14 protein-coding genes are annotated in these 17,643 nt (G+C 72.0%); 7 read left to right on the top strand and 7 right to left on the bottom strand.

All coding sequences use genetic code 11. From position 1 onward, the window contains the following. Positions 1-93: 93 nt before the first annotated feature. Positions 94-309 carry a dodecin gene (locus AB0D29_RS09760; RefSeq protein WP_030012846.1) on the top strand — a complete coding sequence of 72 codons (216 nt, stop codon included), beginning with the start codon at positions 94-96 and terminating at the stop codon, positions 307-309. Positions 310-349: 40 nt separating this feature from the next. Here the strand turns inward: AB0D29_RS09760 and AB0D29_RS09755 are convergent, their stop codons facing one another. Next, complete coding sequence (locus AB0D29_RS09755) at positions 350-844, bottom strand: hypothetical protein (protein ID WP_351292959.1); 495 nt, start codon at positions 842-844, stop codon at positions 350-352. Positions 845-921: 77 nt separating this feature from the next. Here AB0D29_RS09755 and AB0D29_RS09750 point away from each other — a divergent pair, with 77 nt between their 5' ends. The 4 genes from AB0D29_RS09750 to AB0D29_RS09735 are packed head-to-tail and all read left to right on the top strand — an operon-like array spanning position 922 to position 9,190. Continuing rightward, positions 922-1,944 carry an MsnO8 family LLM class oxidoreductase gene (locus tag AB0D29_RS09750; protein ID WP_362852999.1) on the top strand — a complete coding sequence of 341 codons (1,023 nt, stop codon included), beginning with the start codon at positions 922-924 and terminating at the stop codon, positions 1,942-1,944. A gap of 12 nt (positions 1,945-1,956) precedes the next feature. Then, entirely contained in the window at positions 1,957-5,958 is a 4,002-nt protein-coding gene (locus tag AB0D29_RS09745) for an AAA family ATPase (protein ID WP_362852998.1), read from the top strand. Beyond that, positions 5,955-6,758: a serine peptidase gene (locus AB0D29_RS09740; RefSeq protein ID WP_362852997.1), complete on the top strand. Its 804-nt coding sequence runs from the start codon at positions 5,955-5,957 to the stop codon at positions 6,756-6,758. The genes AB0D29_RS09745 and AB0D29_RS09740 overlap by 4 nt, the downstream gene beginning before the upstream one ends. A gap of 38 nt (positions 6,759-6,796) precedes the next feature. Next, the gene (locus AB0D29_RS09735) at positions 6,797-9,190 is read left to right on the top strand and encodes an excinuclease ABC subunit UvrA (protein ID WP_362852996.1); all 2,394 of its coding nucleotides are present in this window, start codon (positions 6,797-6,799) and stop codon (positions 9,188-9,190) included. 9 nt (positions 9,191-9,199) lie between these two features. Here AB0D29_RS09735 and AB0D29_RS09730 read toward each other — a convergent pair whose 3' ends face one another. The 5 genes from AB0D29_RS09730 to AB0D29_RS09710 form a co-directional block, all read right to left on the bottom strand. After that, on the bottom strand, positions 9,200-10,156 hold the full coding sequence (locus tag AB0D29_RS09730) for an endonuclease/exonuclease/phosphatase family protein (protein ID WP_362852995.1): 957 nt from the start codon (positions 10,154-10,156) through the stop codon (positions 9,200-9,202). Positions 10,157-10,260: 104 nt separating this feature from the next. Further along, the gene (locus tag AB0D29_RS09725) at positions 10,261-10,911 is read right to left on the bottom strand and encodes a hypothetical protein (protein WP_362852994.1); all 651 of its coding nucleotides are present in this window, start codon (positions 10,909-10,911) and stop codon (positions 10,261-10,263) included. Positions 10,912-11,248: 337 nt separating this feature from the next. Beyond that, the gene (locus AB0D29_RS09720) at positions 11,249-11,995 is read right to left on the bottom strand and encodes a succinate dehydrogenase/fumarate reductase iron-sulfur subunit (protein WP_351588495.1); all 747 of its coding nucleotides are present in this window, start codon (positions 11,993-11,995) and stop codon (positions 11,249-11,251) included. After that, the gene (locus AB0D29_RS09715) at positions 11,992-13,944 is read right to left on the bottom strand and encodes a fumarate reductase/succinate dehydrogenase flavoprotein subunit (RefSeq protein ID WP_362852993.1); all 1,953 of its coding nucleotides are present in this window, start codon (positions 13,942-13,944) and stop codon (positions 11,992-11,994) included. Before AB0D29_RS09715 ends, AB0D29_RS09720 begins: the two co-directional genes overlap by 4 nt. A 2-nt stretch (positions 13,945-13,946) precedes the next feature. After that, the gene (locus AB0D29_RS09710) at positions 13,947-14,651 is read right to left on the bottom strand and encodes a succinate dehydrogenase (protein WP_362852992.1); all 705 of its coding nucleotides are present in this window, start codon (positions 14,649-14,651) and stop codon (positions 13,947-13,949) included. A gap of 95 nt (positions 14,652-14,746) precedes the next feature. Between AB0D29_RS09710 and AB0D29_RS09705 the strand changes: the two genes are divergently transcribed. After that, complete coding sequence (locus tag AB0D29_RS09705) at positions 14,747-15,625, top strand: LysR substrate-binding domain-containing protein (RefSeq protein ID WP_362852991.1); 879 nt, start codon at positions 14,747-14,749, stop codon at positions 15,623-15,625. Positions 15,626-15,742: 117 nt separating this feature from the next. On the opposite strand, the gene AB0D29_RS09700 is transcribed toward AB0D29_RS09705, so the two are convergent. Beyond that, positions 15,743-16,387, bottom strand: a complete 645-nt coding sequence (locus tag AB0D29_RS09700; protein WP_362852990.1) for a TetR family transcriptional regulator — start codon at positions 16,385-16,387, stop codon at positions 15,743-15,745. Between the two features lie 106 nt (positions 16,388-16,493). Here AB0D29_RS09700 and AB0D29_RS09695 point away from each other — a divergent pair, with 106 nt between their 5' ends. Further along, positions 16,494-17,585 (top strand): FAD-dependent monooxygenase, encoded by a 1,092-nt coding sequence (locus tag AB0D29_RS09695; RefSeq protein WP_362852989.1) that lies wholly within the window; start codon positions 16,494-16,496, stop codon positions 17,583-17,585. Positions 17,586-17,643 lie beyond the last annotated feature (58 nt).

Genomic DNA, 17,643 nt, shown 5'->3' with positions numbered 1-17,643 from the left:
TTTCGCTCTGGATTGTTCGCGCAAAGTTCGCGGAGCCGGACTTACTGGGGCACCGTAGAACCAGGCAAAAGCCACCCACTGTCGGGAGACCCCATGTCCAATCACACGTACCGGGTGACCGAGATCGTCGGCACCTCCCACGAGGGCATCGATCAGGCCATCCGCAACGGGATCGCCAGGGCGGGCCAGACCGTGCGGAACCTGGACTGGTTCGAGGTGGTCCAGGTACGCGGCCACATCGAGAACGGGGAGATCGCCCATTACCAGGTGGGCCTCAAGGTCGGCTTCCGCCTCGACGGCGAGGACTGAGCCCCGCCCCTCCCGTACGTGAGCCGGCGGCCCGGTCGGATCAGGTCCGGCCCTCGACCTCCTGCGCGGATTCGAGCTCCGGCGCGTCCGCCGCCCAGTCGGCCCGCACCACCCGGAAACCGGCGGCCCGTGCCGCCTGGCAGACGAGTTCGTCGTCGTCCACGAGCATGCGCACCTCCCGGCCGCGCGCGATCCGGCCCAGCACCTCGAGCTTGGTGGTGCGGGCCGGCCGCCGGTCCTGGTTCCCGCGCATCCACAGCCGCCCCTCGGGCAGCCCGTGGCGGGCGAGCCAGTCGAGCGTGTCGGCCCGGCACCGCTCGGGGCGCCCGGTCAGGTACACCACCTCGCAGTCGGCCGCGCTCTCCACCGCGAGCGCCACCCCGCGCGCGAGCGGCGGATCGGCCGGGGCCGCGCCGAAGAAACCGGTCCAGTCGCGGGGGCGCCGCTCCAGGAAGTGCTGGCGATGGCCGGTGTCCGCCAGGGTGTTGTCGATGTCGAAGACGGCCAGCGGCCGAGAGGTGCTCTTCTCGCTCATCCGGTCAGCGTAGGTGGACGCCGGCGGACACTGCGCGTCCGGGGGAATCCTGTCGGCCCCCGGACGTTGACACCTGTGTGATCCGAAAACTCTCGATACTCGACCGGTCCCGCACCCGCGAGGGCCACCCGGCCCCGCAGGCCCTGCGCGACACCGTGGAGCTGGCCCGAGCGGCCGAGGAGCTCGGCTACCACCGCTTCTGGGTGTCCGAGCACCACAGCGTGCCCGGGGTCGCCGGATCGGCGCCGGCCGTGCTGGCCGCGGCCGTCGCCGGCGCGACGCACCGGATCCGCGTCGGCACGGGCGGGGTGATGCTGCCCAACCACCAGCCGCTGGTGGTCGCGGAGCAGTTCGGGGTGCTGGAGTCGCTCTTCCCCGGCCGGATCGACATGGGGCTCGGCCGCTCGGTCGGCTTCACCAACGGGATCCGGCGCGCCCTGGGCCGGGACACCGGGGACGCGGACCGCTTCGAGGAGCAGCTGGCCGAGCTGCTGGGCTGGCTCGACGGCACCCAGCGGGCGCACCCCGAGGTGCACGCCCGCCCCGCCGAAGGGCTGCGCATACCGGCGTACGTCCTGGCCACCGGCGAGGGGGCCGGCATCGCCGCCCGGGCCGGGCTGCCGCTGGTGGTGGGCGATCTACGGTCCCGCGCCCGGGTGTCCGAGATCGTGACGGCGTACCGCGAGGGGTTCCGCCCCTCCGCCCACACCGCGGAGCCGTACGTGGTCGTCTCCGGAACGGTGGCGGTCGCCGCCACGGCGGAGGAGGCCCGCCGCATCCTGGTCCCGGAGGCCTGGTCCCTCGCGCACTCCCGCACCCGGGGCAGCTTCCCGCCGCTGCGCCCGGCGGAGGAGATCGAGGCCCTGGAGATGACCCCGAAGGAACGGGAACTGTACGAGGGCGCCCTCGCCGGCCACATCCACGGCACCGAGGACCAGGTCGCGGCGCAGCTCGCCGAGGTCACCGCCCTGACCGCCGCGGACGAACTCCTGGTCACGACCTCCACGTACGACCGCACGGCACTCCTGGACTCGTACACCCGCCTGGCCCGCATCACGGGCCTCCGAGACCCTGCGGTGGGAGGCCCGGGGATCGGGTAGCGTCGGTGAGCCGTGCCGTTCGCGGTGGTGGCGCGGGGTCAACCAATCTGTGCGAGGGGCGTGTTGAGCAGGACGACGGATGGCCGCGGCGCACCCGGCCTCATGGTGCTGTCGATCGGGGTCGGAAGCTTCGACGAAGGCTCCGAGCTGGAGGATCTCGGATTCGTATGCTCGCGGGTCAAGGAAGTGCAGGCGGCCTTTGCGCAGTTCGGCGCCGAGGGGGAAACCTCGCTGGACCGGCCTGAGGGTGAGATCGAGGCCCTGCTGCGGAAATGGATCGTCGACGAACCGGGCGCCGCCGACATCCTGGTCGTCCACCTGATCGGCCACGGCCGGGCGGACCGCAGCGGCCGTCTTTCCTTCGTCGCGCACGACGACCGCGACGTCGACGTCGACCGGTGGATCGAGAAAGCACAGCAGGAGGCCGAACGGCCTGGGGGCGGGAAGCGCCGCGTGGTGTTCCTCATCGACACCTGCTCGGCCGGCACCGCGACGGGCCGGCAGACGGTCTCCGAACTCGACGGCCGGCGGGGCGTGTGGTCGCTCGGGGCTTCCGTGAGCAGCTCACCGACGGAACAGGGCCGCTTCAGCGGATGGATCACCGCGGCGCTGGACGTGCTGCGGTACCGGGACTTCGCTCCGGACGTCGAGACGGTCGGATTCACACGGTTCGTCAAGGAGTTGATCGCCCAGATCAAGGCGGACACCAGCACCCGGCGCCTGTCCCTCGGCTTCAGCGTGGAGCAGGGCGACGGCGAGTGGCCGTTCCTTCCGAACCCACTGACACTGCAGAACACGCCGGAACAGATCCAGTTGCTGCGACGCTCCCTGGGCTATGTCCCCGGAGAGGATCTGGGCGACCGGATCGCGGCAGGCGAGAAGATCACCGACGGCCTCTACTTCATCGACCGCGCCTCCGGCCGCGGCCTCTTCTCCACGGACCACAGCACGGGCTTCTTCTCGGGCCGGGCCGCCGAACTGGATCACTACCGAGCCTGGTTGGCTGGCGACAGTCCGCTGCTGACCGTCACGGGCGCGGCCGGGGCGGGCAAGTCGGGGCTGTTGGGCCTCATCGTGTGCGCCGCCCATCCACACCTCCGTCGCACGGTCCGGGCCCTGTGGGAGCCCGCCGGGCCCGACCTTCCGGAGGTCCCGGACGTCGTCGCCGTCCACGCACGGCAGCGCTCGGCGCAGCAGGTGATGACGGCCATCGCGGACCAGGCGGGGCTCGGCCTGGCCCAGCAGGACGACCCGGTCGGCCAAGCCCCGAGGCAGGCCAGCAGTGGCTCCGAATCCGTCAAGTGGACCCCTGGTCTGCTGCGTGAGGCCCTCAAGCGGGAGTGCAGGAATAGGCTCATCGTGATCGACGCCGTGGATGAGAGCACCGACCCACGGGCGGTCCTGCGCCTCGTGTCCGGGCTCGTTTCACCCGATGAGTTGGACGAGACGCACCCGAACGCGCTGTGCAGGATCCTCCTGGGCGGTCGACGGGAGGTGGCGGACGAACTGTCAAACACTGCGGAGGCCTCGGGGATCGCCGTGGACCGGATCGACCTGGACACAGCGGATCCAGCCGCGATCCAGGACGACGTACACCACTACGTCGTGCGGCTGCTGAGGGCAAGCAAGCCTTATTCCTACGGTCCTCCCTCGGATTTCGTCGACTACCTGGCGAAGCAGGGGGCGCAGAACATCGTCCGCCGGCTCCGATCGGACGGTCTCTGGGGGCCGTTCCTCATCGCGGGTCTGTACGTCCACTATCTGGTGACCCTGAAGAACCCCCCACAGGACGAGGCCACCGCCCGGGCGCACACTCTCGCGGCGTCGGCGGAACTGCCGCACCTGATGGAGGCGGTGCTCGCTGCCCGCAAGGACGAATTCGGCTCGCTCCGCTCGGTCCTCGCCGTCCTCGCGAGGTCGCAGGGTGACGGAATGCCGCGGACGACTCTGCGCCGGTGCCTAAGGGCCTTGGGGGCCGACGACACCAGCGACAAGGTCTTCCTCGCCACGCTGCGGGAAGCCACGCCGTTCGTGCGTACCGGTGTCGACCCCGAGAGCGATGTGGCTCTCTACCGGATCTTCCATCAGGGGCTGGCGGACTACCTGCGCGATCATCCTGTGAGCTCGGACCCAGTGGACGCCGCCCAGAGTCTCGATTTGGAGCGAAGGCTCCTGGCAGAGGTCGTCGGCCCCTTCACCGCGGATGCGGGCCGACCGGGCGACCGTTGGGATTTGGCGGAGCCGTACGTGCTGCGGCATGCACTCGGGCATGTAACCCGGGCCGACTCCCCTGCGTACGCCGAGACGCTCCTCACCGATCCGTATTTCCTCATCCGCTGCGATCCACGACACGATCCCGGGGCGATGGACCTGGCACAGTCGGAGCGGGCCACGGAGTACGTCCGGCTGTTGAGCGCCTCCTGGTCCTCGCACTCGCAGCTGAGGGGCGCGTCGGACCGGGCTTCGGTGTTCGCCTTCGACGCTCACCGGCTGAACCTGCCCGAATACCAGAAGCAGTTCACTCAGATCGCTCGCGAGGTCTCGTTTCAGCCGGAGGAAGCCCACACTGTGCTCTGGGCAGAGGGCGGCCAGGTGGATTCCAGCGCCCGCTGCATCGAGTATCGGAACTCGATGGTGCACAGTGTGGCCTTCTCCCCGGACGGGAGCCTCCTCGCGGCCGCCACGGCCAGCGGCGTCAAGGTGACGGACACGGCAACCTGGCAGTCCGTCGGACCTCTGCTCGGCCATGATTCCACCAGCGATGTCGCCTTCTCGCCCGATGGCCGTCTGCTGGCCTTCGGAACAAGGCGCTGGACAAGGAATGTTCAGCTTTGGGACGTCCAGCGGCGAGCGCTCGTCGGGCAGCCGTGGGCGTGTCTCACCGGAGCGGTCCGAGCCCTGGCCTTCTCTCCTGACAGCCGTCACCTCGCGGTCGGCAGCGCGGACCTCGATGTCTCCATCTGGGACGTAACGGGCGAACATCAGGTCGAGACGGCTCGCCTGGAGTTCACCGGGTCCGTCACCAAGATGTGTTTCAGCCCTGACGGGCTCCTGCTCGCCGCGAGCGGAACGAGCGGCGTGACCGTCTGGCGGACCACCGACTGGCATCGGACCTCCCTGAGCACGGGCAGCTCACGGGGAGTCGCCTTCTCGGCTGACGGCCGCCGGCTCGCCGTGCTCAGCGACGTCGGCGTCGAATTGTGGTCCGGCGATACACTCGAATTCATCGGCCCAGCAGGCGGCGGAAGTGGGTTCCGCGCCAGCCTGGCGTTCTCGGCGGACGGATCCGTCCTGGCCGTCGGCTCCCTGAACTCCCTCGAAGTGATCGACTTGGTGTCGGGACGGACCGTGACCCATCGGACCGCGGGAGGCGCATACACCACCTCCCTGGTCTTCCACCCTTCAGATTCCTCGTTGCTGGCCAGCGGTAACGCCACTGGGCAGGTACGTCTGTGGCAGACGCCCGCACGGAGCTCGGCCGTTCCCCGGCTGACCCAATTCCACTCCGTCGGCGCCGTCGGCTCGCCCGACGGTCACCTGATCGCGATACTCAATCGGACCACGTCCTGTCTGGAACTGCGCGATCCGGCGACCGGCCACAAACTCGCGTCGTCGGGGCCGATGAGGGGCATCGCCCAGTTGACCTTCTCCCCGGACGGTCAGACATTGGCCGCCGTCCCCTACACCGGCCTCCTCCGGCTCTTACGCATGGGTGCGGGGACCCTCCCACCTGCGGAGACCGTGCGGATCGGCGGGACCGTGGTGTCCGGATCCACCCTCACCTTCTCCGCGGACAGCAAGCTGCTCGCGCTCATGGTCGAGGAACACGCTTCGAATACGTCTGTCATCAAGGTCTGGGCCGCACACGACCTGCGTCTCGTCCAGCGGATCCCGCTTCCCGGGCGGCCCGGCCACTTCGGGTTCGCCGGGCCCGAGAAGCTGTTCGTCACCATCGACGGAGCCGTCGCCGTCTACGGCTGCGACGGCACGCACGCACAGGAGACCCCCGCATGACCCGCGTCCTCGGCATCCACGGCGTCCGCAACTACAAGGCCGCCGACACCGCCCCCCACCTCGGCAGTGCCCGGCTGCGCGCTGACTGGCTCACCGCAATCGGTCCCGCCGCCCCCGGGCTCGATCTGGAGACGGCCTACTACGCCGACCTGCTGCGCAGCGAGCAGCAGGGTGGCGATCCGGCCGACGCCGAGCTGGCGCTGGTCGAGCAGTGGGCGAGGGTCTGGGGTGTCGACCCCAGCGGGGCGCAGGGGCGGGCCACGGGCTGGCTCCGGTGGATCTGCGGGCAGGTCGCCGAGCGGACCCGGCAGAACCCCGCGGTGGTGGAGAAGAGCGTCAGGCTGTTCTTCCCCGAGGTGGCGCGGTACTTCGCCGGCGGGCGCGAGCCCGTGCGCGAACGGGTGCGGGCCGCGCTGATCCGGCACCGGCCGGACGTCGTCGTCGCGCATTCGCTGGGCAGCGTGGTCGCCTACGAGGCCCTGCACGACCTGGCGGGCGAACTCGACGTACGGCTCCTGCTGACCCTGGGCTCCCCGCTGGCGCTGCCGAACGCGGTCTTCCACCGTCTCGATCCCAGTCCGTTGGAGGGCCGGGGTGCCAGGCCTCCGGGGGTGCGGCAGTGGGTCGACATCGCCGACGTCGGGGATTTCGTGGCCGTCCCGAGGGGTGAGCTGGCCCGGGTCTTCGACGGGGTGGAGGAACGGCCGGAGATCAGCATTGCTCCCCTGTGGCCGCACAGTGTGCTCGACTACCTGAGGCATCCGGTGGTGGCCGGGGCCATCGCGGGCGGCCGGCGCTGACGCCGGCGCCTGGTCGGCGAGGCTCTAAACTGGGGTGAATGCACCAGTTCACCGATCCCCAGGCCGCCCGCGACCCCTTCGTACGGGTCCGGGGCGCCCGGGAGCACAATCTGCGCGGCGTCGACGTGGACATCCCGCGCGACGCGCTGACCGTGTTCACCGGGGTGTCCGGGTCCGGCAAGAGCTCGCTCGCCTTCGGCACGCTCTACGCCGAGGCCCAGCGCCGGTATTTCGAGTCGGTGGCCCCGTACGCCCGCCGGCTCATCCACCAGATCGGCGCCCCGAAGGTGGACTCCGTCACCGGGCTGCCGCCGGCCGTCTCGCTGGAGCAGCGCCGCTCCTCCCCCGGGTCGCGCTCCTCGGTCGGCACGGTGACCATGCTCTCCAACTCCCTGCGCATGCTGTACTCGCGCGCCGGGACCTATCCGCCGGGTGCCGGGCGGCTCGACTCGGACGCCTTCTCGCCCAACACCGCCGCCGGGGCCTGCCCTTCGTGCCACGGGCTCGGCCGGATCCACCGCACCAGCGAGGAACTCCTCGTCCCCGAGCCGGACCTGTCGATCCGTCAGGGTGCCATCGCCGCCTGGCCCGGCGCCTGGCAGGGCAAGAACCTGCGGGACATCCTGGAGACGCTCGGCCACGACGTGGACCGGCCGTGGCGGGAGCTGCCCGCGAAGGACCGCGAGTGGATCCTGTTCACCGAGGAGCAGCCGGTGGTGACCGTGCACCCGGTGCGGGAGGCCGATCGGATCCAACGGCCGTACCAGGGCACGTACATGAGCGCCCACCGCTACGTCATGCGGACCTTCGCCGACAGCAAGAGCGCCACGCTGCGGGCGCGCGCCGAGAGGTTCCTCGCCGATTCTCCGTGTCCGGTGTGCGAGGGGCGGCGGCTGCGCCCGGAGGCGCTGGCCGTGACCTTCGCGGGGTACGGCATCGCGGACCTGGCCGGGATGCCGCTGAGCGACCTGGACGGCGTACTCGCCGCCGCCACCCTGGACGGGGAGCCCGCCCGCGTGCTCGCCGAGGACCTGCGTTCCCGGATCGGGCCGGTCACCGAGCTGGGGCTGGGGTATCTGAGCCTGGACCGGACCGCGCCGAGCCTCTCCGCGGGCGAGCTGCAGCGGCTGCGGCTGGCGACGCAGCTGCGGTCGGGGCTGTTCGGGGTGGTGTACGTGCTGGACGAGCCGTCGGCGGGGCTGCACCCGGCCGACACCGAGGCACTGCTCGGCGTACTGGACCGGCTGAAGGAGGCCGGGAACACCGTCTTCGTCGTGGAGCACCAGCTGGACGTGGTGCGGCACGCGGACTGGCTGGTGGACGTGGGCCCGCTGGCCGGGGAGCACGGCGGGCAGGTCCTCCACAGCGGGCCGCCGGCGGCCCTGGCGGGTGTGGCGGGGTCGGCGACGGCCCGGCACCTGTTCGCGGCGCGGGAGCCCGCGGGTGCGCCCCGGCCGGTGCGCACCGAGACCGGCGCGGTGCGCCTGACCGGGGTGGACCGGCACAACCTGCGGAACCTGGACGCGCGCTTCCCATTGGGGGTGTTCACGGCCGTGACGGGGGTGTCGGGTTCGGGGAAGTCCACGCTGGTGGGGCAGGCGCTGGCCCGGGAGGTCGGCGAGCGGCTCGCGGAGCCGGACTTTCCCGTACGGCGGCTCGTGGAGGTGGACCAGAAGCCGATCGGCCGGACCCCCCGGTCCAACCTGGCCACGTACACGGGCCTGTTCGACGTGGTGCGGCGGCTCTTCACGGCGGCGCCGGAAGCGAAGGCCCGCGGCTGGAAGGCGGGCCGCTTCTCCTTCAACGTGGCGGGCGGCCGGTGCGAGACCTGCCAGGGCGAGGGCTTCGTCTCGGTGGAGCTGCTGTTCCTGCCGAGTACGTACGCCCCGTGCCCCGAGTGCGCCGGCGCGCGGTACAACGCCGAGACGCTGGAGGTCCGCTACGCGGGCCTGAACATCGCGGAGGTGCTCGCGCTGACGGTGGAGTCCGCGGCCGGGTTCTTCGCGGAGGTCCCGGCGGCGGCGCGGAGCCTGCGCGCGCTCGAGGACATCGGGCTGGGCTACCTGCGGCTGGGGCAGCCGGCCACCGAGCTGTCGGGCGGCGAGGCACAGCGGATCAAGCTGGCCACGGAGCTGCAGCGGCTGCGCCGGGACCACACGCTGTACCTGTTGGACGAGCCGACGACGGGGCTGCATCCGGCCGATGTACGGGTGCTGCTGCGGCAGTTGCACGGGCTGGTGGACGCCGGGCACTCGGTGGTGGTCGTGGAGCACGACATGGAGGTGGTGGCGGGCGCGGACTGGGTGATCGACATGGGTCCGGGCGGCGGCACGGCGGGCGGCCGGGTCGTCGCGGAGGGCACCCCGGCGCAGGTGGCGGCGGCGGGCGGGGGCCGCACGGCGGCGTACCTGGCGCGGGCGCTCGGCGGGTAGGAGCACCGGTCAGTTGGCGGTGGCCGAGACGCGCAGCCGGTTGTGGTCCGATACCGCCGTGTCGAGGGGCAGGGCATCGGCGCTCGCGGCCCCGAAGTGCGGGGCGCTGAAGAAGAGGTAGTCGAGCTTCTTCGCGCCGAAGGTCGTCTCGCCCGAACGGCACGCGGAGGTGGTGGCGGGCGGGCAGACGGCGGGGTCGAAGAATTCCGCGTCGCTCTCGTCGGCCTCGGTGAAGTCCCCGTGGGCGCCGTCCCCTCGTTCCGGCAGGTAGAAGCGGGACAGCGTGGCGGTGCGCGGGGAGTGGTTGAAGTCCCCGCCGAGGACGACGGCGAATCCGTCGTCCAACCACCGGCGGGCCTGTTCCGCCAGCCGGTCGGCCTCGGGCACGGCGAGGGTGCCGTCGTCCCAGTAGAGGTGGACCGAGCAGGACCAGGTGGGGCGGTCCGCGAGGGAGGCCAGGGCGCAGGGCACGGTGATCGGTTCGCGTTCACCGCCGACCGTCAGGTCGAGGTCGGCCGTGTCCGAGACCGGGCCGCGGACGAGGACGGCGTTCCCGTACGCGTGGCCCGCACAGATGGCCGCGTTGCCGGCCGGCAGGGTGGCGGAGTAGAACCCGCCGTAGCCGAGCGGGCCGAGGCGGTCGAGGAGCGCGCGGTACTGGTGCTCGCACACCTCCTGGAGGAAGAGCTGGTCGGCGCCCCAGCCTCCGGGGTCGGCCTCGGCGGTCACTTCCGCGATCCGGCGCTCCGCGTCGTACGGGGGTCCGGAGCACATGTTTCCGCAGATGTTGTAGCTGGTCAGCCGGACCGTGCCGGCGGCAGCGGCGGCGGTGCGGGTCTCGGTGGCCGGAGCCGAGGCAGGGGCAGGGGCCGCGGCCGCGGTCGGTCCGGGCGCGACGAGCGGGCAGAAGGCGGCGGCGGTGAGGGTGACGGCGAGGACGGCCAGGGCGGCAGGGGTTCGGCGCACACCCGTGATGCTTCCCGTGGGCGCCGCCGCTACCCCAACACCGGCTGAGCGTGGTGCAGATGCTCCCCACGGAGACCGCGCGCGGACCAACGGGGGCCCAGGGACTACGCGTCCCCCGGCAGCAGGTGCTGCGGCAGTTCGCGGAAGCTCCACTGGCCCCGGCGGCGGGTGAACATCCAGACGAGGTCGTACCGGTCGGGCCAGGTCGCGGGGGTGCCGGGGACCTGGTGGGCGCCGAGGGCCCGGATCAGGCGGGGGACGCCGGTGTGTTCCCAGCAGACGAGTACGGGCATGGGCGCGGCCAACACGGCCTGGACGAGGGCCGGTTCGGCGCCGACGGCGAACTCGCCGCGGACGGGGGTGCGCAGCGCGGTGGCCAGCGCCGCCACGGTCTGCCTGCACCGTGCGGGGGCGCGGTCCTTGCCACCGGCCGCGAAGACCGCGGCGGGGCGGGGCAGTGAGGAGCCCTTGGCCGGCGGGAACAGATGCGGGAGCTGTTCGGCCCGGCGCCAGCCACGGCCGGCCAGCGAGCCGGGATCGTCCTCGCCCTCCTCGTCCCAGCCGGAGTCGCCGGCGTACGGCTTCTCCGCGTGCCGGATCACCATGATCAGGGCGTCCTTGGCTCCGGCCTGCGGGCCGGGGGCGGGGGTGCGGGGGTCTTCCCCGCCGGAGCAGCCGGCCGCGGTCAGCGGGGCGAGGGCGGCGGCCAGTACGGCTCGGCGGCGCGGTCCGGACCCGGCGGGGGCTTCTGGCATGGGGCCACTGTCCCCCATGGCCCGGGCGCCGCCGGGGCGCGGCGCGGGGTGGGCCGCGCCGGTCAGCCGATCGGCGCAGGGCCGGACGTCGCGGGCCGGGCTTCTCCCGCCGCCCCGCAGGGCCGGGGGCGGCGTACGGCCCGTACGGGCACCCGGCCGGCGGACCGGGCGTCCGATCGGGCCGGGACGGGGACCCGGTCCGACGGCGGCGCCCGGGCGGGGGTGCCCGTACGGGGGCTGGTGACGCGGTCGCGGGGCGGGCCCTGGACCGCGTGGGCGGGCGGTGCGTCGGAGGACGGGGCCCCTGCGCCGCACCGCCCGCCTGAGCGGTCAGAGGTCAGCGGGGGCCCTTGCGCACCGCCCGCAGCCACTCCTTGTTCATCGCGGCGATCGACGGCAGCGGGATGCCCTTCGGGCAGGCCGTGGCGCATTCCCCGGTCAGGGTGCAGCCGCCGAAGCCCTCCTCGTCCATCCGGGCCACCATGTCCAGCACCCGGGTCTCCCGCTCCGGGGCGCCCTGCGGGAGCACGTTCAGGTGGTTGACCTTGGCGGAGGTGAAGAGCATCGCGGAGCCGTTGGGGCAGGCCGCCACGCAGGCGCCGCAGCCGATGCACTCGGCGTGCTCGAAGGCGAAGTCTGCATCGGGCTTGGGCACGGCGGTGGCGTGCGCCTCGGGGGCGGCGCCGGTGGGGGCGGTGATGTAGCCGCCGGCCTGGATGATGCGGTCGAAGGCGCCGCGGTCGACGACGAGGTCCTTGACCACCGGGAAGGCCGCGGCCCGCCAGGGCTCGACGTCGATGGTGTCGCCGTCGGTGAAGGACCGCATGTGCAGCTGGCAGGTGGTGGTGCGCTCGGGGCCGTGGGCGTCGCCGTTGATGACGAGGCTGCACGCGCCGCAGATGCCCTCGCGGCAGTCGTGGTCGAAGGCGACCGGGTCCTCACCGCGCAGGATGAGGTCCTCGTTGAGGGTGTCGAGCATCTCCAGGAAGGACATGTCCTCGGAGATGCCGTCGACCTCGTACGAGGCCATGTGGCCGGGGGCGTCGGCGCCGCGCTGGCGCCAGACGCGCAGGGTGAGCTTCATGCGTAGCTCCGCTGGGTGGGGTGGACGTACTCGAAGACGAGGTCTTCCTTGTGCAGGACGGGGGCGGCGCCGGTGCCCTGGTACTCCCAGGCGGCGGCGTAGCCGAACTCCTCGTCGCGGCGGGCCGCTTCGCCGTCCGGGGTCTGGGACTCCTCGCGGAAGTGGCCTCCGCAGGATTCGGCGCGGTGGAGGGCGTCGAGGCACATCAGCTCGGCGAGTTCGAGGTAGTCGACGATGCGGTTGGCCTTCTCCAGCGACTGGTTGAACTCGTCGCCGCTGCCGGGGACCTTGATGCGCTGCCAGAACTCCTCGCGGATCTCCGGGATCCGGGCGAGGGCCTTGCGCAGCCCTTCCTCGGTGCGGGACATGCCGCAGTACTCCCACATGAGCTCGCCGATCTCGCGGTGGAAGGAGTCCGGGGTGCGGTCGCCGTCCACGGCGAGCAGCTTGGCGAGGCAGTCGCGGACCTCCCGTACGGCGGCCGCGGCCTCGGGGTGGGCGTCGTCGACGGCTTCCCGGTGCGGGTGGCGGGCCAGGTAGTCGCTGATGGTGGAGGGGAGTACGAAGTAGCCGTCGCCGAGGCCCTGCATCAGGGCGGAGGCGCCGAGGCGGTTGGCACCGTGGTCGGAGAAGTTGGCCTCGCCGATCGCGAACAGGCCGGGGACGGTGGTCTGGAGGTCGTAGTCGACCCACAGACCGCCCATCGTGTAGTGCACGGCGGGGTAGATCCGCATGGGGACCTCGTACGGGTTCTCCGCGGTGATCCGCTCGTACATCTCGAAGAGGTTGCCGTATTTCTCGGCCACCTTGTCGCGGCCCATGCGGCGGATGGCGTCGGCGAAGTCGAGGTAGACGCCCTGGCCGCCGGGGCCGACGCCGCGGCCCTCGTCGCAGACGTTCTTGGCGGCGCGGGAGGCGATGTCGCGGGGCACGAGGTTGCCGAAGGAGGGGTAGATCCGCTCCAGGTAGTAGTCGCGCTCCGCCTCCGGGATCTGGGCGGCGGGGCGGGTGTCACCCTGGGCCTTGGGGACCCAGATGCGGCCGTCGTTGCGCAGGGACTCGCTCATCAGGGTGAGCTTGGACTGGTGGTCGCCGGTGCGCGGGATGCAGGTGGGGTGGATCTGGGTGAAGCAGGGGTTGGCGAAGTACGCGCCGCGGCGGTGCGCCCGCCAGACGGCGGTCGCGTTGGAGTTCATGGCGTTGGTGGAGAGGTAGAAGACGTTGCCGTAGCCGCCGCTCGCCAGGACCACCGCGTCCGCGTAGTGGGTGGAGATCTCGCCGGTGATCAGGTCGCGGGCCACGATGCCGCGGGCCACGCCGTCGACGACGATCAGGTCGAGCATCTCGGTGCGGGCGTGCATCTCGACGTTGCCCGCGGCGATCTGCCGGGAGAGCGCCTGGTACGCGCCGAGGAGGAGCTGCTGGCCGGTCTGGCCGCGGGCGTAGAAGGTGCGGGACACCTGGACGCCGCCGAAGGAGCGGGTGTCGAGGAGGCCTCCGTACTCGCGGGCGAAGGGGACGCCCTGCGCCACGCACTGGTCGATGATCTCGACGGAGATCTGGGCGAGGCGGTGCACGTTGGACTCGCGGGCGCGGAAGTCGCCGCCCTTGACGGTGTCGTAGAAGAGGCGGTGCACCGAGTCGCCGTCGTTGCGGTAGTTCTTGGCGGCGTTGATGCCGCCCTGGGCGGCGATGGAGTGGGCCCGGCGCGGGGAGTCGGAGAAGCAGAACTGGACGACGTGGTAGCCCTGTTCGGCGAGGGTGGCGCCGGCCGCGCCGCCTGCGAGGCCCGTGCCGACGACGATGACGGTGTGCTTGCGGCGGTTGGCCGGGTTGACCAGTTTGGCCTCGAAGCGGCGGCGGTCCCAGCGGTCGGCGATCGGGCCTTCGGGGGCCTTCGTGTCGGCGACGGGCTCGCCTTCGGTGTAGTGGGCGTAGTCGTTGCTCATGGTCAGCTCACCACTCCGGTCATGACGGCGACGGGCACGGAGACGAAGCCCGCGAAGAGGACGAGGGCCAGGGCGTTGGCCAGGGACTTCAGCGTCCGGTCGCGCCGGGCGTTGCCGGCTCCGAGGGTCTGGGCGGCGCTCCAGAATCCGTGCCGGATGTGCAGGCCGAGGGCGGCCATGGCCACGATGTAGATGGTGTTCCCGTACCAGGTGGAGAAGGTCGCGAGGACGTTCTCGTACGGGTGGCCCGCCCAGGCGCGCTCATTCACGGTGAGCGTGGTGAGGTCGAGCAGGTGCCAGACGATGAAGAGGCCGAGGATGATGCCGCCCCAGCGCATGGTGCGGGTCGCGTAGCTCGCGCGGCGGCGCTTGTGGGCGTACTTCACCGGGCGGGCCTTGATGTCGCGGCGGCTGAGCTGGTAGGCGGACACGGCGTGCGCGACGACCGCGGCGAGGAGCGCGACGCGGACGATCCACAGGGCCCACTCGTGGTGGAGGAAGGGTGAGCCGAGGGTGCGCAGCCAGTGGGCGTAGCCGTTGAACTCGTCCGCCCCGAAGAAGATCTTGAGGTTGCCGAGCATGTGCACGACGAGGTAGCCGAGCATGATCAGGCCGGAGACGGCCATCACGGACTTCTTGCCGACGGAGGAGTCCCAGAGTGTGCGCGTGGTGGACGGCCGTCGACCCGTCCGCGTTGCCAGAGCCATGTCTTCGACGGTAGGGACCGAGGTCCCGAAAGGTCCAAGACATGAAGGAGCTCAAATCGATAGGGATTGCCTATTGGGCGCGTTACGCTGGGCCGATGCAGTTCCAGCAGCTCCTCTACTTCGTGGCCGTCGCCGAGACCCGGCACTTCACCCGGGCCGCGGAGCGGGTGCACGTGGCCCAGCCCTCGCTCTCCCAGCAGATCAAGGCGCTCGAACGGGAACTGGGGGCCGAGCTCTTCAGCCGGGCGCGGGGCAACATCGCGCTCACGGACGCGGGCGAGACGCTGCTGCCGCTGGCCCGGCGAATCCTGGCGGACGCGGACACCGCGCGGCTGGAGGTGCAGGAACTGGCACAGCTGCGGCGCGGGCGGGTCCGGCTGGGCGCCACCCCGAGCGTGTGCACGGGCCTGCTGCCGGACGTGCTGCGCGCCTTCCACGCCGCGCATCCGGGGATCGAGCTGCTGATCGAGGAGAGCGGTTCGCTGGACCTCGTACGGGAACTCGCGCGCGGGGCCCTGGACCTCGCCCTGATCGCGCTGCCGCTGCCGCCCTCGGCTCCGGCCCTGACCACGGTGGAACTGCTGACGGAGGACCTGGTGGTGGTCTCGTCGACGGAGCGGCCGGCTCCGGGCGGGGGCGGCGAGCTGACCGTACGGGGCCTGCGCGACGAGCCGATGGTGATGTTCCGGCACGGCTACGACCTGCGGGAGCTGACGGTGGCGGCCTGCCGCGCGGAGGGCTTCGAGCCGGTCTTCACCGTGGAGGGCGGCGAGATGGACGCGGTCCTGGGCTTCGTCCGGGCGGGGCTCGGCATCGCGGTGGTCCCGGCGATGGTGGTGGACCGCGCCGCCCCCGGTCTGCGGGCGACCCCGCTGGCCGGGTCCCCGCTGCGCCGCACGGTGGCCCTGGCCCACCGCACCGACGTCGCTCCCCCGCGTGCGGCCCGCGAGCTGAAGCGGATGCTGGTGGGCTGACCGCGCGGGGGGCGAGGCCACGGCTGGACCGCGGCCGGACGACGCCCGGTCCACGGCTGGATCGCGGCTGGACCGCGGCCGGACGACGGCTGGACCGCGGCTGGACCGCGGCTCCAGCTATGGCCGGGGTATGGGCAGGGCCTTGTCGAGGCCCTCGGCGAGCATCCCGAAGGCCTGGTCGGCATCGGCCACGGCAGCCGGGTGGGCCTCGTCGGCGCTCTGCCCGGCTTCGATCCGCCGCCAGTTCACCCGGCCCAGCTCGTGACGGACCGCCACCAGATGGATCGCCGCCAGGCGGGCGGCGAGCGGGGGGACCTCCTCCGCCCCCAGTGCGGCCGCCAGCAGCTCCACCTCGCGGTCGGTGTAGCGGCTCAGCCGGCTCTGGAGGCTGGCGGTGCTGTAGATCAACTGCTGGAAGGCCATCACATTCGGGTGGTCGCACAGCCCGGTGATCGGATCCCGCTCGGCCAAAGCCGACAGGAAGTGCGCGTGCACCGCGCCCACCGGTGTCCGGCCCGGGGGCCGCTCGCGCACGATGCGCGCCGCCTCGTCCTGATGGTCGGCGAACCGGTCGAGCAGCAGGTCCTCCTTGCTCGGGAAGTACCGGAAGAGCGTGGGCTTGGAGACCTCGGCCGCGGCGGCGACGTCCGCCACCGACACGGCGTCGAAGCCCCGCTCCAGGAAGAGCTCAAGCGCCGTCGCCGCCAGTCGGTGACGCGTACGGAGCTTCTTGTTCTCGCGCAGACCCGTCGTGTTCTCCATGCGCACAGCGTAGCACGGATTCGTGACCGAGTTAATTTTGTAACCGGGTTGCTTTTTCTGGCGAAAGCCGCTTTCCTTGAGACATCGACGAGGAGAGGGACATCCCATGACCGACGTACTGATCGCCGGATCCGGACCCACCGGACTGACGCTCGCCTGCGACCTCGCACTGCGCGGATTCGCCGTCCGCGTCATCGACCGGCGCACCGCACCGCACCACGAGTCCCGGGGCAAGGGACTGCTGCCGGGCAGCCTCGACGTCTTCCGAGAGCTCGGCGTGCTCGACACCCTCGCCGCCACCGGCAGCAGGAGCGTGGTCCTGCGCAAGTACTTCGACGGCGAACACATCAACGACACCCCCACCGCCGCCGGCCTGCTGATCGGGCAGTGGCAGATCGAAGCGGCCCTGCGCGAGCGGCTGGCCGGGCTGGGGGTGCGGGTCGAGTACGGATCGGAGCTCGCCGGAATCACCCAGGACGAGTCCGGGGTGCGCGCGGAGCTGGCCGACGGCACCGTGATCGGAGCCCGCTATCTCGCCGGGTGCGACGGCGGGCGCAGCACCACCCGCAAACTGCTCGGCATCCCCTTCGAGGGGAGCGGTCAGGAGGAGCCCGCGATGGTCATCGGGGACGTCCGGGCACCCGGGCTCAGCCGGGACGTCTGGCACCAGTGGTTCAGCTCGGGCGGCACCGGAATACTGCTCTGCCCCATGCCGGGGACGGACAGCTTCCAGCTGCAGGCCTCGCCCGAGCAGGACGAGCACGGCGAACTGTTGCCCCCCTCGCTGGAGAGCTTCCAGCGGATCTTCGACCGGCACGCCGCCATGCCGGGGATCCGGCTCGCGGATCCCACCTGGCTCTCCTCCTGGCGGGTCAACCTCCGGATGGCCACGCGGATGCGGGAGGGCCGGGCCTTCCTCGCCGGGGATGCCGCGCACGTGCAGCCCATAGCCGGCGGCCTGGGCATGAACACCGGTATCCAGGACGCGGCCGCCCTCGGCCGGACGCTGGCCGCCGCGCTCACCACGTCCGGCGGTGAGGAGGCGCTCGACGCGTACGAGGCGGAGCGGCTGCCGGTGGCCGCCGACGTCCTGGCCGACACGGCGGAGCGGTACGAGCGGGTCCTGGAAGCCGTCCGGACCCCCGGCCGCGGGACGGAGGTCGGCCTGGACCGGAGCGAGCCGCCCGCCGGAGCCTGAGGCGGCCCGGGCCGGCCCCTGGCCCGGATGCCCGAATCCTGGCCGGACGCCCGAAGCT

Origin of the sequence: Streptomyces sp. NPDC048424 (assembly GCF_040651555.1) — a bacterium.
In the GTDB taxonomy this organism is placed as follows: Bacteria; Actinomycetota; Actinomycetes; order Streptomycetales; family Streptomycetaceae; genus Streptomyces.
The sequence above is the reverse complement of the archived record's forward strand: the minus strand, read 5'-3'. Positions and strand labels throughout refer to the sequence as shown.